General features: G+C 61.7%; 20 protein-coding genes. 8 read left to right on the top strand and 12 right to left on the bottom strand.

Going from position 1 to position 12,586, the window contains the following annotated elements:
• Positions 1-55: 55 nt before the first annotated feature.
• The 3 genes from NKJ01_RS19355 to NKJ01_RS19345 all read left to right on the top strand — a co-directional run bounded on the left by NKJ01_RS19355 (position 56) and on the right by NKJ01_RS19345 (position 1,580).
• Positions 56-358: an accessory factor UbiK family protein gene (locus NKJ01_RS19355; RefSeq protein WP_352730164.1), complete on the top strand. Its 303-nt coding sequence runs from the start codon at positions 56-58 to the stop codon at positions 356-358.
• Positions 359-702: 344 nt separating this feature from the next.
• On the top strand, positions 703-1,203 hold the full coding sequence (locus tag NKJ01_RS19350) for a type III secretion system chaperone family protein (protein WP_013893499.1): 501 nt from the start codon (positions 703-705) through the stop codon (positions 1,201-1,203).
• Between the two features lie 17 nt (positions 1,204-1,220).
• The gene (locus NKJ01_RS19345) at positions 1,221-1,580 is read left to right on the top strand and encodes a tRNA-binding protein (RefSeq protein ID WP_023761213.1); all 360 of its coding nucleotides are present in this window, start codon (positions 1,221-1,223) and stop codon (positions 1,578-1,580) included.
• A 58-nt stretch (positions 1,581-1,638) separates the two neighbouring features.
• On the opposite strand, the gene NKJ01_RS19340 is transcribed toward NKJ01_RS19345, so the two are convergent.
• The 4 genes from NKJ01_RS19340 to NKJ01_RS19325 all read right to left on the bottom strand — a co-directional run bounded on the left by NKJ01_RS19340 (position 1,639) and on the right by NKJ01_RS19325 (position 5,572).
• Positions 1,639-2,661 (bottom strand): glycosyltransferase family 4 protein, encoded by a 1,023-nt coding sequence (locus NKJ01_RS19340; RefSeq protein WP_352730162.1) that lies wholly within the window; start codon positions 2,659-2,661, stop codon positions 1,639-1,641.
• A 206-nt stretch (positions 2,662-2,867) separates the two neighbouring features.
• Entirely contained in the window at positions 2,868-4,283 is a 1,416-nt protein-coding gene (locus tag NKJ01_RS19335; RefSeq protein WP_352730161.1) for an ATP-binding protein, read from the bottom strand.
• 49 nt (positions 4,284-4,332) lie between these two features.
• On the bottom strand, positions 4,333-5,052 hold the full coding sequence (locus tag NKJ01_RS19330) for a response regulator (protein ID WP_023761217.1): 720 nt from the start codon (positions 5,050-5,052) through the stop codon (positions 4,333-4,335).
• Positions 5,039-5,572: a MarR family winged helix-turn-helix transcriptional regulator gene (locus NKJ01_RS19325; RefSeq protein WP_031260729.1), complete on the bottom strand. Its 534-nt coding sequence runs from the start codon at positions 5,570-5,572 to the stop codon at positions 5,039-5,041. Before NKJ01_RS19325 ends, NKJ01_RS19330 begins: the two co-directional genes overlap by 14 nt.
• A 245-nt stretch (positions 5,573-5,817) precedes the next feature.
• Here NKJ01_RS19325 and NKJ01_RS19320 point away from each other — a divergent pair, with 245 nt between their 5' ends.
• The 3 genes from NKJ01_RS19320 (at position 5,818) to NKJ01_RS19310 (ending at position 7,952) form a co-directional block, all read left to right on the top strand.
• On the top strand, positions 5,818-6,711 hold the full coding sequence (locus NKJ01_RS19320; RefSeq protein ID WP_023761219.1) for a branched-chain amino acid aminotransferase: 894 nt from the start codon (positions 5,818-5,820) through the stop codon (positions 6,709-6,711).
• A 145-nt stretch (positions 6,712-6,856) separates the two neighbouring features.
• Positions 6,857-7,174, top strand: a complete 318-nt coding sequence (locus NKJ01_RS19315) for a hypothetical protein (RefSeq protein WP_023761220.1) — start codon at positions 6,857-6,859, stop codon at positions 7,172-7,174.
• Between the two features lie 139 nt (positions 7,175-7,313).
• A complete protein-coding gene (locus NKJ01_RS19310) occupies positions 7,314-7,952 on the top strand; it encodes an MBL fold metallo-hydrolase (protein WP_352730160.1) in 639 nt (212 codons plus the stop codon).
• Between the two features lie 120 nt (positions 7,953-8,072).
• Here the strand turns inward: NKJ01_RS19310 and NKJ01_RS19305 are convergent, their stop codons facing one another.
• The 3 genes from NKJ01_RS19305 to NKJ01_RS19295 all read right to left on the bottom strand — a co-directional run bounded on the left by NKJ01_RS19305 (position 8,073) and on the right by NKJ01_RS19295 (position 9,431).
• Complete coding sequence (locus NKJ01_RS19305) at positions 8,073-8,504, bottom strand: BA14K family protein (protein ID WP_023761222.1); 432 nt, start codon at positions 8,502-8,504, stop codon at positions 8,073-8,075.
• 184 nt (positions 8,505-8,688) lie between these two features.
• Positions 8,689-8,901, bottom strand: a complete 213-nt coding sequence (locus NKJ01_RS19300) for a cold-shock protein (RefSeq protein ID WP_008877668.1) — start codon at positions 8,899-8,901, stop codon at positions 8,689-8,691.
• 317 nt (positions 8,902-9,218) lie between these two features.
• A complete protein-coding gene (locus NKJ01_RS19295; RefSeq protein WP_006202520.1) occupies positions 9,219-9,431 on the bottom strand; it encodes a cold-shock protein in 213 nt (70 codons plus the stop codon).
• A 502-nt stretch (positions 9,432-9,933) separates the two neighbouring features.
• On the opposite strand from NKJ01_RS19295, the gene NKJ01_RS19290 reads away from it, so the two are divergent.
• Entirely contained in the window at positions 9,934-10,332 is a 399-nt protein-coding gene (locus NKJ01_RS19290) for a Kazal-type serine protease inhibitor family protein (RefSeq protein ID WP_352603440.1), read from the top strand.
• 187 nt (positions 10,333-10,519) lie between these two features.
• Here the strand turns inward: NKJ01_RS19290 and NKJ01_RS19285 are convergent, their stop codons facing one another.
• From NKJ01_RS19285 to NKJ01_RS19265, 5 genes are all read right to left on the bottom strand, one after another.
• Positions 10,520-10,744 carry a hypothetical protein gene (locus NKJ01_RS19285; RefSeq protein ID WP_352603438.1) on the bottom strand — a complete coding sequence of 75 codons (225 nt, stop codon included), beginning with the start codon at positions 10,742-10,744 and terminating at the stop codon, positions 10,520-10,522.
• Between the two features lie 99 nt (positions 10,745-10,843).
• Complete coding sequence (locus NKJ01_RS19280; protein WP_164482279.1) at positions 10,844-10,981, bottom strand: hypothetical protein; 138 nt, start codon at positions 10,979-10,981, stop codon at positions 10,844-10,846.
• 41 nt (positions 10,982-11,022) lie between these two features.
• Complete coding sequence (locus NKJ01_RS19275; RefSeq protein WP_352603436.1) at positions 11,023-11,289, bottom strand: hypothetical protein; 267 nt, start codon at positions 11,287-11,289, stop codon at positions 11,023-11,025.
• Positions 11,286-11,555 carry a hypothetical protein gene (locus NKJ01_RS19270; RefSeq protein WP_352603434.1) on the bottom strand — a complete coding sequence of 90 codons (270 nt, stop codon included), beginning with the start codon at positions 11,553-11,555 and terminating at the stop codon, positions 11,286-11,288. Before NKJ01_RS19270 ends, NKJ01_RS19275 begins: the two co-directional genes overlap by 4 nt.
• 144 nt (positions 11,556-11,699) lie before the next feature.
• A complete protein-coding gene (locus NKJ01_RS19265; protein ID WP_352730158.1) occupies positions 11,700-11,906 on the bottom strand; it encodes a cold-shock protein in 207 nt (68 codons plus the stop codon).
• 327 nt (positions 11,907-12,233) lie between these two features.
• Between NKJ01_RS19265 and NKJ01_RS19260 the strand changes: the two genes are divergently transcribed.
• Positions 12,234-12,458 carry a hypothetical protein gene (locus tag NKJ01_RS19260; protein WP_352487115.1) on the top strand — a complete coding sequence of 75 codons (225 nt, stop codon included), beginning with the start codon at positions 12,234-12,236 and terminating at the stop codon, positions 12,456-12,458.
• Positions 12,459-12,586 lie beyond the last annotated feature (128 nt).

Genomic DNA, 12,586 nt, shown 5'->3' with positions numbered 1-12,586 from the left:
TTGCATTCGACGCGCAGCGCCACTACGTCAATTTGTGCAAGCGCGAGGATTTGCCATGTCTACCGGACCGAACCGCATTCTCGATGAATTCGCCAAGCTGATGACCGATGCCGCCGGCGCCGCCCAGGGCGTGCGCCGTGAGGTGGAGACCGCCTTCAAGGGCCAGGCCGAGCGCATTCTCAACACAATGGACGTGGTGCAGCGCGAAGAGTTCGAAGCCGCGCGCGAGATGGCTGCCAAGGCCCGGGAAGAAAACACCCGGCTTTCCGCCCGCATCGAGGCGCTCGAGACCAAGCTTGCCGAACTGGCCGGTGACGCCTCACCGGCGGCGGCGGCCAAGCCCCGCGCAAAAAAATAATCGTTAAACTTTTCCACATAGCCCGATCCTGAAAAGCGCTTTGCCGTGAATCGCTTAACGGCATTGCATGAATCTTTGTGACAGCGGCTTTCCACATGCGAATGACGCAGTGCGAAAAATTGGGCTGTTCACGCGACTCCCGATCAATAGACTGAATTTGTTGCATGATTCGGAGCAGGGTCATGTGGCCGGGCGGTGGGGTCCGGTCCGGGGTCTTTGTGTCGAGAAGTGGTCTTTGCGCGAAGAAAGTCCTGGCCGTCCGAGTTCTAGACAAGATTGTTCGTTGTGTGTGCCCTCCCGCTGAGCGTGTGGCGGCGCTCGTACAGAACGACAGGAAGCATTCCATGGAACTTCTCGAACTCGAATTCTCCCGCGAAATCCATCCGGTGGATGTTATCGAGCAGGTGGCCCACAACAACGACTGGTCCTTTGAGCGGGCCGGCGACGACGAAATTTCGATTTCGGTTGCCGGAAGCTGGACCGACTATCACGTTTCCTTCTCATGGATGGAGGATTTCGAGGCGCTGCACCTGGCCTGCGCCTTCGACATCAAGGTGCCGGAGACCCGCGCGCTGGAAGTGATGCGGCTCTTGTCGCTCATCAACGAACAGATGCTGTTTGGCCATTTCGACCTCTGGGAGCAGGAGGGCGCGATCATGTTCCGCCAGTCGCTGCTGTTGGCCGGCGGGGTCGAGCCGTCGAGCCAGCAGGTCGAGGTCTTGCTGTCGTCCGCGCTGGAAGCCTGCGAGTGCTATTTCCAGGCGTTCCAGTTCGTCGTCTGGTCGGGAACCTCGGCCAAGGACGCGCTGGCTGGCGTGCTGTTCGAGACCTACGGCAACGCCTGAACCAGCAGAAACGGAAGATGAGTTCGAGCAGCGCGCTTAAGCCCGAGATCAGTTTTGCCGATTTCGATCGTGTCGACATCCGCGCCGGCACCATCGTCGAGGTCGAACCGTTCCCCGAGGCGCGCAAGCCGGCATTCAAGCTGAAGATCGATTTCGGCCCCGGCATTGGCGTCAAGAAGTCGTCGGCGCAGATCACCAAATACTATACGCCGGAGACATTGGTCGGCCGGCAGGTGTTCGCGGTGGTCAATTTCCCGCCGCGCCAGATCGGGCCGTTCATGTCGGAAGTGCTGACGCTCGGCTTTCCCGACGAGGAGGGCGCGGTGGTGCTCGGCGCCATCGAGCGCAAGGTGCCGGATGGCGGCAGATTGTTTTAGACTAGACCGTTGCGTTCCTTCGCGCCGGTTCCGAGCATTCATTGCGGTTGCGCCTCCGTCAGGCCGCCAGCTTCCGCGACGTGCCGAGCGCCTCTTCGACCGTATTGAGAAACATTTCGGCGCAGGCTTTCCAGCTGTAGCGCATGGCGCGTTCGCGTGCTTGCGCGCGGTCTACATTGAGGGCGGCAAGTGCTGCCTCGCGCAGGTCGTTCGACACCGCGCCGCCAAAACCGTCGCCGACGATATCGATCGGCCCGGTCACCGGATAGGCGGCGACCGGAGTGCCGCTGGCCAGTGCCTCGATGATGACGTTGCCGAACGTGTCGGTGCGGCTGGGGAAGACGAAGACGTCGGCCGAGGCATAGATCTCCGCCAGTTCGTCATTGGGGCGGTGGCCCAGGAAATGCGCTTGTGGGAATTTCGCCTTCAGCCTGGCAAGCTCCGGACCCTCGCCGACGACCACCTTGCTGCCGGGCAGATCGAGTTCGAGGAATGCACCCAGGTTCTTTTCGATGGCGACGCGGCCGACGCAGAGGAAGACCGGCCCGGGGAAGCCGAGGTCCTTCTTCTTGTCCGGCCGGAAATGGTCGGTGTCGACGCCGCGCGTCCACGGCCGCAGCTTGCTGAAGCCGCGCGCCGAGAGGTCGTCGGCGAGCGACTGGGTGGCGACGAGCGTGCCCTGCCCGGAATTGTGGAAATCGCGCAGCCAACGATAGGTCCAGCTCTCCGGCACCGGCAGGCGGGCGCTGAGATATTCGGGAAAGCGCGTGTGATAGCTGGTGGTGAACGGCCGGCCGGCATTGCGGCAATAGCGCCGCGCCATGATGCCCAGCGGACCCTCGGTGACGATGTGGATGTGGTCGGCCTTGCCGGCGTCGATCAGGCGCGCGACATGGCCGGGGGTGGTCAGTGCCAGCCTTATGTCGGGGTAGGTCGGCAAGGGCAGCGTGCGAAAGATGTTGGGCGTCAGGAAATCCACCGCGACATCGAAGGATTTCAGCGTCTCGGTGAGCCGTTCCAGCGTGTGGACGACGCCATTGACCTGCGGGCGCCAGGCGTCGGTGACCATCAATATGCGCATGGCGGCCCTTTGCAGGAAAGGTCGACGGTTGCTTTGAGACGATGCTTGAACGGCGACCAGCCGGCTGCCCTCGCTTCGCTCCAGCGCACCCGGGCGGGCACGGGGTCGAAGTGAGGCGGCAGGGCCGAATCGACTGAGGTCGCGCGCTTCATGGGCGTCCTTGACCACGGTTTCATGACGGGCGGATGAAGCCCGTGTTCCGCCGACTATGCAGGAACCTTGATGACGGCGCGCAGGCCGCCGAGCGGGCTGTCGTCCAGGGTGATATCGCCGCCATGGCTGCGAGCGATGTCGCGGGCAATCGACAGGCCGAGCCCGGTGCCGCTGGCGTCGAGGTTGCGCGCCTCGTCGAGCCGCACGAAGGGCTTGAACACCTCTTCGCGCCTGTCGGCCGGAATGCCTGGGCCGTCATCGTCGATGGTGACCAGCAGCGAGCCGCGGCCATGGGTGGCGTTGACCTCCACCGTCTTGGCATAGCGGAAGGCGTTGCCGATGACATTGGACATCAGTCGGGCGAAGGCGTTCGGCCGCACATGCACATCGGGGTCGCCGGCAAGCGTCGTCGACAGCTTGCGCTTGCGCAGCCTGGCTTCCTCGCCGAGCTTCTCGAAATAGGCTTCGAGATCGAACCGCCCGGCGTCTTCCGAAGCTTCGCCACGGGCAAAGGCGAGATAGCCTTCCAGCATCGACTGCATGTCGTCGATGTCCTGGTCGAGCGCCGCCTTGGTCTCGGCCTTGCCGCCGGCCAGCGCAAGCTGCAGCTTGAAACGGGTGAGGATGGTTCGCAGATCATGGCTGACGCCGGTCAGCATGGCGGTGCGTTGCTCGATCTGGCGTTCGATGCGCTCGCGCATCTGCATGAAGGCAAAGCCGGCGCGGCGAACCTCCTCGGCGCCGCGCGGCCGGAAGTCGCGCGGCATCGGCCGGCCCTTGCCGAAGCTTTCGGCAGCTTCGGCAAGCATCAGGATCGGCCGGATCTGGTTGCGCAGGAAGGGGATGGCGATCATCAGGAGCACGAGCGAGGTGCCGACCATCCAGATCAGGAAGATGTGGGTGTTCGAGGCGTAGGCCTGGCTGCGGCGCACGAAGACGCGCAGCACCTTGTTCTCGAGCTGGACGCGCACCTCGACGATGTTGGAATTGCCGACCGTGTCGATCCAGAATGGACGGTTGATCTGGCGGGTGATTTCGGACGAGAGAACATCGTCGAGGATAGAGAAGAAAGGTTTGGGTCCAGGCGGCGGCAAGGGGTCGGGCGGCAGCAGGTCGACCTTCAACTGCATGCGATCCTGGGCGATGCGGATGATGTTGGTGTAGTCGGCGTCGTGCGGATAGGTCTCGATCAGGTCGATGATGGCGGCGATGTCGCGTACGGTGGCCTGCGACAGGCGCTGCGTCACGGTTGCCCAATGGCGCTCCATGAAGACGAAGGCAACGACCGATTGCAGCAGGATCATCGGCGCGATGACGATAATCAGCGAGCGGGCGTAAAGCCGCTTTGGCATATAGAGCGACACGAGGCGCCAGAAGCGGTTCCAGGCGCGCGGCACGGCCTTCAGCGTCCGCGTGGCGCGTGCGCTCAAGCCGCCATTGCCCGGCTGTTCCAGTTCCGTGGTTGCCATTCGCTCTTTTCGCTCACCCGCGGCCGTTCAGCCGGCCGCAGGCGGCATTCTATTCCACGCTGAGCCGATACCCAATACCGCGCACGGTCTGCAGCCAGACCGGATTGGATGGATCGCGCTCGATCTTGCGACGCAGCCGGTTGATCTGGACGTCGATGGTGCGCTCGCCGACTTCCGAATCGTCGCCGACAAGCTCGTGGCGGGGTATGGTCTCACCTGCCCGCGCGGCAAAGATCGCCAGGATCTCCTGCTCGCGATCGGTCAGCTTCAGCGCCTCGCCGCCACGCTTCAATTCGCGCCTGGCGATCTGGAAGGTGTAGGGGCCGAAGACCAGCTGCTCGACCTTCGGCGTGCTCGTCGGGCCGCCGCGGCGCAGGATATTGTTGATGCGCAGGATCAGCTCGCGCGGATCGAAAGGTTTTGGCAGATAGTCGTCGGCGCCGGCCTCCAACCCGCTGATGCGGCTATCGGTCTCCGACAGCGCCGTCAGCATCAGGATCGGTACGTTCTTTTCGGCGCGCAGCGACTTGGTCAGGTCGACGCCCGTCTCGCCGGGCATCATGACGTCTAGCACCAGAAGGTCGAAGTCGAGGCCGGCAAGTTTGCGCCTGGCTTCGCCGGCATTGCCGGCGACAGTAACGCGAAAGCCGTTTTCGGTCAGATACTGCTTGAGAAGATTTCGGATGCGGGTGTCGTCGTCGACCACAAGCAAATGCGGTGCGTCGTCGTCCGGTGCGGCCGCGTGATCTACCCGTTCAGTGCTCTCCATGGTTTTTCCCTGACATTTTTGCGGACCCCAGGTCGATCTGCGCCCTCAGTTCCGGATCGACCATCGCTTCGAGGAACCGTTCCACCAAGGTCCGTTCGGTTATTCCGGAATCTTCCAATGCAGCATGGATGCGGCGCGACTGTGGCCGCGCCAGCGCCAACGCCAACGCACGGCCCCTGGCCGTCGGATAAAGCTCGCGCTGGCGGCGGTCGCGTGGACCTTGCAACTGCACGACATGGTCGGTGTCGATCAATTGCTTGAGCACGCGAGCCAGGCTCTGCTTGGTGATCTTCAGCACGTCGAGCAATTCGGCGACCGTCAGGCCCGGCCTGCGGTTGACGAAATGCAGCACCCGGTGGTGGGCACGGCCGAAGCCGTAGTCGGCCAGGATCTGATCCGGATCGGAGGTGAAGTCACGATAGGCAAAGAAGAGCAATTCGATGATGGCGAAGTCGATGCCGTCCTCGTCTGACATCGCGGTCCTGATCGGTTTCCCGGCTGCGTGGCTACGATCCGTCATCATTTCTCCGTGGGAAAGAGAGATTATGTCAGTACTATTGACGTAATTTCCCTGCAATGATAATTTTTGACAAGCTTTTGGGCGAATTGCGAACGAAAAGGCAAGCCAAGCCGGCTTTTCCGGAACTTCCTTAGTTTGCCAGAGCGCAATTATCCGCCTACGCTCCTGAAAAAGCCGCCTTCCATAGGCGACAAGAACACACAACGACACAACGCTATGCGGGCTGCCGCCCGCGGGAGGTTACCATGGCATCCGTTCCCTTCGATCAATTGGAAGGCTTCATCTGGATGAACGGCGAATTCGTCCAATGGGGTGACGCCAAGATCCATGTGCTGACCCATGGTCTGCATTACGCCAGCGCCGTCTTCGAGGGCGAGCGCGCCTATGGCGGCGAGATATTCAAGCTCAACGAACACACCGAGCGCCTACATGAATCGGCGCGCATGCTCGGCTTCAAGATTCCCTATTCGGTGGCCGAGCTCAACGACGCCTCCACCACGCTTTTGAAGAAGCAGGGTTTCCAGGACGCCTATGTCCGGCCGATCGCCTGGCGCGGCAGCGAACAGATGGGCGTTTCGGCGCAGAACAACCGCATCAACTGCGCAATCGCCATCTGGCAGTGGCCGAGCTATTTCGATCCGGCGCAGAAGCTGAAAGGCATCCGCCTCGACGTGGCGGAATGGCGCCGGCCCGACCCGCGCACCGCACCGTCCAAATCGAAGGCCGCCGGCCTCTACATGATCTGCACCATGTCCAAGCACGCCGCCGAGGCCAAGGGCTATGCCGACGCCATGATGCTCGACTGGCGCGGCCAGGTCGCTGAAGCGACCGGCGCCAACATCTTCTTCGTCGAGGACGGCAAGATCCACACGCCCATGCCCGACTGCTTCCTTGACGGCATCACCCGCCGCACGGTCATTGGGTTGGCCAAGGATCGCGGTCTGGAGGTGATCGAGCGTGCAATCCTGCCGGAAGAGTTGGAAGGCTTCCAGCAGTGCTTCCTGACCGGCACCGCAGCGGAAGTAACGCCGGTGTCGGAGATCGGACCTTACCGATTCGAGGTTGGTGAAATCGCCAAGAACCTTATGGATGACTATTCTGCCGCCGTTCAACCCAAGCACGCGATCGCTGCAGAATAACGATAGTCACAGCTTTTTTAGCAAGCAGGGGCAGTTTTAGCGCCGCCCCTTCTATTTAAGCATTCTTGCATTTGACTTTCGTCCAATTCGGCGTCTCATGATGCTGTCGGCCCGGGAGGCTGGCAGTTATGGAGGGACTAATCATATGGACATGAACACGCTTCTTCCGATCATTGTGCAGGTGATTACAGGCATCATCGGTGGTCAGGCGGTCGGTGCGGCGCTCAAGACGGCGGCGATGGGTCAGCTTCCCAAAATCCTGGGTGGAGCCATTGGCGGCGTCGGCGGCGCGGCGATCCTCGGCAGCCTGCTTGGCGGCGGCGCGGTTGATACGGCGGCTGCGGCAGCAGCAACGAGCGGTCTCGGCAGCGCGCTGAACCTGCAGAATATCATCGGCGGCGCCGGCGGCGGCGCGATCCTGACCGGCATTCTCGGCGCGGTCATGGGCGCGATGAAGAAGTAAGCAGCGGCCATTCGGTCTTTCAAATGGGCGGCTTCGGTCGCCCATTTCCGTTTTGGAGCTACTGACTGTTCGTCTTTCGAGGGGTGGACGCCCTTCGCCAGCGTCTCTAAATCACGGCTGGCATAGCGAAAGGACGATCATGGGTCAGCTCAATGCCGGCATCGTGCCGGTCACACCGTTCCAGCAGAATTGCACCATCCTGTTCGACATGGACGGCAAGCACGGTGTCGTCGTCGATCCAGGCGGTGACATCGACAAGGTGCTGGCGGCGCTGAAGGACAATGCGATATCAGCCGGTGCGATCTGGATAACGCACGGCCATATCGACCATGCCGGCGGCGCCATGGAGTTGAAGGAAGCGCTCGGCGTCGAGATCGTCGGACCGCATGAGGCCGACAAGCCGCTGCTCGACAATCTGGAAAACCAGGGCAGGCGCTACGGCATTGCCGGTGCGCGCAACTGCGTGCCCGACCGGTTCCTGACCGAAGGCGAGACCGTCTCGTTCGGCGGCCATGTGTTCGAGGTGTTGCACTGCCCCGGCCACGCGCCCGGCCATGTCGTGTACTACAACCGCGCGGCCAAATTCGCTCATGTCGGCGACGTGCTGTTTCGCGGTTCTGTCGGCCGCACCGACCTGCCGGGCGGCGACCATGCGGCGCTCATCGCCTCGATCAAGGACAAGCTGCTGCCTCTCGGCGACGACATCGGCTTCATCTGCGGCCATGGTCCTGGCGGCCGGTTTGGCGAGGAGCGGCGCAGCAATCCCTTTCTGGTTTAAGGTGGAGCGATATTCAGCGCCGGCCTGCGATGCCGGACAGCTGCAAGCGTGATCCTGAAAAACAAAAAGCGCCGACCTCGCGGCCGGCGCTTTTTGTTTGGGGCAGGGAAGCCCTATAGTTTAGTTTGCCGTGCAGAAATGCTGTTCGCCGTCACTGCCGGTGAACGTGCCGGTGCGGGCGTTGAACGTGCGGTAGCGGTCCGAGCAATACTCGTACCAACCGCGGGTCCACGGCTCGGCGTAGCCTTCATTGTAAACGACCCTCGGCTCCGCATAGTAGCGGCGGACCGGGGCCGGGCGCACCACTACGTCACGATCGTAGTAACTGTCGTCGTAGTAGCGGTCAGCGTAGGGCGGGGGCTGGTCGTTGGCCAACGCGCCACCGATCAGGGCGCCCGCCGCGAGGCCGAGGACGCCGGCGGCAATGGCATCGCCGTTGCCGTGATGGCCATGATGGTGGCGCCAGTCACCTGCATTAGCCGCGGGCAAGGTCACGAGCGTGGTGGCGACCACGGCTGCGGACAGGGCGGCGATCTTGAAAACTCGGTTCATCTTGGTCTCCTTCGTACCGGCCCGTGCAGTTTCGGGGGATGCGGTCCGGCTTTACCAAAGACTAATATGCGACCGTGGCTGAACAGGGGCTGAACGGATTTCGATGTGTTGATTCAAAAAAAGCGTCAATGATCACACGCTCTCAACGGGGCGAAACTGCTTGCCGTCGACGGTCTGAGGCGGCTCAGCCGACCGACAGGTTGACGGCCTTCGGACCCTTGCCACGCTTGTCCGGCTCGGTGTCGAATGTCACTTTCTGCCCATCCTCGAGACCGGGAAGACCTGACGCCTGCACGGCTGAAATATGGACGAAAACATCCTTCGCGCCATCGTCGGGCGTGATGAAGCCGAAGCCTTTGGCATGGTTGAAGAATTTCACGGTGCCGGTCTGCGGCATGGGAAGCTCCTTTGTCCCATAAATTCCAGTCTCGGGCCGGCAAATGCCCGAATGGAAATTTGTCCTTTATTTTAGCGTCATCGGCAAGAGAAAGTTTTGCGGGCAGCCAAAGGGCGTCGCGGCGCGCCTCAGGTCCTTGCTTTCATGCATATCGGTCCCCCGAACCAGCCATTTTTGGGCGACAAGCATTGGTCTGCACCTTCGGCACGAAAAAGGCGCGACGAAGATCGCCGCGCCTTTCAAAAATCCAGATCCCTCTCCAAGCCAGGTTCAGGCGTTGGAGCCTCCGTCGCGCGTCCGAGAGACGCCCGAATGGCTCAGGCAGCGCGGAGGTTGACGGCCTTGGGTCCCTTGCCCATGCGGTCCGGCTCGACGTCGAAGGTGACCTTCTGGCCGTCGACGAGCGTGCGCAGGCCTGAGGCCTCGATCGCGGAAATATGGACGAACACATCCTTGGCGCCGCCGTCGGGCGTGATGAAACCGAAGCCTTTGGTCGCGTTGAAGAATTTAACGGTGCCGGTCTGGGCCATTGGGGAAACTCCTTCACCCGTTCAGTCTTTGGTGGTCCTGCCCGCCGCCTGGCGCAAAGGGCAGTTCCCGGTGGTTGCTTCGGCAGTCATGCATTGGCGCATGGTCAAACCCCCCGCCGAAAACGGGGCTGTCAGAGATTCACAGTATCGGGGAAAGGTCGTCCAAAACGTTCCGCTCTCCGGGTCGCAAATGCCCGAACACGGAATTTATCGCACGGAAACGTGATGGTTGCAAGATAGCGCCGCGGGCCGCCGCATTGGCGCATCCCGACGCATGGATCGACTGACCTGAACATCGATCGGCTCGGCATAGGCTGGCTTACCGGTTGGGTCATCGGCCAGAGCCGGGGCACGAATAGGCCAGACGTCGAGGTGGCTGGGCAAGCCGACGCCGGCCATGGTCGAGACGCCGTTTCCGTCTGAGGGGACTGCAAACAGGGGTTGCATTTGGCAAGGTAATGGCGAGGATCGGCAACCGGGGACGCGATCGTGGGAGATCAACATGCCATTTCTGGCGGCAATCTTTTCGCGACAGGGTTTTGCCATCCTGTTGCTGTCGACAATTCTTGCCGCTTGCACCGTCGTCGTCGATGACGGACCGGGGGCGCGTCCGCCACGTCCCGAACCGCAATATTGCAGCCGGCAGTACGAGCCAGTCTGCGCCCGCCGCGGCGGCGACCGCCAGACCTTCGCCAACGCCTGCCTTGCCGACCGCGCCGGCTATCGCATCGTGCGCGACGGTCCGTGTCGCGACGGAGGCGGCGGCGGCGAAGAACAGACGTTCTGCACCCGCGAATATGCGCCGGTGTGCGCTCGCCGGCACGGCGAGATGCGTACCTTCCCCAACGCTTGCGAGGCTCGGGCTGCGGACTACCGCGTCGTTGACGACGGGCCGTGCTGAGAAGCCAAGGCGTGTCTTGCCTTCTCACCTTTTTGTTGGAGAAAGTGGCCGAGCGAAGCTCGGTCCTATGAGTTGGGCCGGCCTCAACCGTCTCGGTGCCGCGCGCCAATTCACCGCTTGGGCGGGGCGGGAGCCTCGCCGGCCCTTCGGGCCCCCCAAGGGGAGAATGAAAAACCGAGGCGTTCGGTCAAATTCCCGTCGGATAGGCTCCATCAGCCGGGCCGGCGTAAAGCTCGCTGCCATTGTCGTCGGAAATGCGCAGGCGATCGGGGATTTGCGGCATGGCCAGTGTGTGGAACAGCGCGGTGGCGCCCTGCAGGGCGGCACGCAGGTTCGGAGCTTCTAGTGACACCTTGTCGAGTGTGGCTTCGTCCGCGTTGCGCGACCGGTAGAACTCGATGAAGAAGTTCAAGGAAGCCTCCGTGGCAGAGCGTTGCGCGGGCCTGTTCAGTCAATTCGCCGCCTCGCACAGGGACGACGGTGAAGGCGCTTGAGGCGCCCTCCAGTTGTGTCAGCCCTTCGACTTTGGCTTCAGGCTGCTCTCGGCCTGCTTGACCGACGAGCCGAACGGGGAGGCGGGCTTGGCCACGACCTTGTCCTTCTTCGGCTTGCGCGTTTCGCGGTTGCTTCGCTGTTGACCCTTGGACATATCGTGCTCCTGTTGCGTGCTGACTTGGCTTTGCTGGGGTCTCAGACAACCGGGTCGTTGGCAACGACCGGGTTGTCGGCCGGTTCGAGATTGTCTTCGGTGGTGACCCGCTCATGGGTCTCCTGCTCGCTGCGGATGCGGTATTGCGGCGAGCCGTCCTTGACCGGCAGCCTGCTCTTGATCTGGAACAGTTCGGCGGTCTTCTGGACGAGGCCGATACGGCTCTTCATGCGCACTGTCTGACCGATCGCAAACTGGTGCGCGGGCGTGTCGGTGCGCGGGCGCGCATTCTGCTGGAAACGGATCATGCTGCATTCTCCCTGTCGCGCTTCAGCGCTGTTTCGAGTTCGAGGTAATCGATGGCGACAAGCTGGCGGGTGGGCGGGTTTTTCACTGCCCTTGCCGGCAGATGGATGAAAGTGGCGACGCGGCGCCAGGCAAGCCGCGACATGCCCTCGAACAGCTCTTCGTCGTGATCGATGTCGTAGTCGCCGGCCGGCAGTATCCCTTCCAGCCCGCCGAGCACAAAGGGCGTCGCGAAATGCGCGATGGAGTGGGTGGTGCGGTCCGGCATTGTCTTACCTATGCAAAGCAGCGGTCCTGAAAGCAAAAAAGCGGGGACGAACCCCGCTTTCCTATTTCCGGCAGTCGCTGGAAATAAGCCGCTTTCGAGAGCTGCCAGTACATCCGTGGTCAGCGTTCATCGAATTCGGCCGGATCAGATCGATTGCAAATTGGCGGGCGACTCGCGGCCCTTGGTGTCGCGCTCCAACTCGAACCGCAGCTTCTGGCCTTCGGCGAGGCCGGGGAAGCCGGCGCGCTCCAGCGCGCTGACATGGACGAAAACGTCCTTCCCGCCTTCGGTCGGCTGAATGAAGCCAAAGCCCTTCTGGCCATTGTAGAACTTTACGGTTCCGGTGTTCATATGGATCTTTCGAAAGAATGAGACATGGCCGCGGAGCAAAACGGACCGCGCGCCCGATATCGATGATTGGAATAAGAATGGCGGGTCGAGAACCTCCGACGCCGCGAGATGCCAATTCTGGCCCAAAACGATATCGCTAACATAGGCCGATAGGGCCCGTTATTCAAGAAGATTTATGAAAAACACCGACGATGGCAAAAAAATAGATCGCTGTAACTATTTGAAAAAGTCTGATATGGGTCGGCGACTTTCAAAAATTGCTTAAATTCACGCTGGGCCGATTGTCCAGGAACTTGCATTTTATTTATTTCTGGAAGGATGAAAACCATGATTTCCGTCAGAACCCCTAGAGGCATGACCGTAGCGATCAACCCGATCATCAAGCCAGCCGTCATGCACACCATCGCCGCTGACCCGGCCGGCAAGCCGATGATCGTCAAGTCGGCACGACTGACCATCAGGAGCGACGAGGCTGCAAGGCGAAGGATCGCCGACACCGATGGAACAGTTCGGCGTGCCAGGCAGGTCGCCGAGACCAACCGGCTAATTTGATCCCTTCCACGCCGTTGCAACGAGCGAGACACCAAGCGAAGCCTTGAACCTGCCGCGCCGATGGCCTAGATCGCCACAGGCGTACAAAACACGGCAGGTTTCCCATCAACAGAGATCAGAGACGAGCG

Source organism: Mesorhizobium sp. M0276, assembly GCF_040321755.1.
Classification (GTDB): Bacteria; Pseudomonadota; Alphaproteobacteria; order Rhizobiales; family Rhizobiaceae; genus Mesorhizobium.
This window is presented reverse-complemented; position numbering and strand designations above follow the sequence as displayed.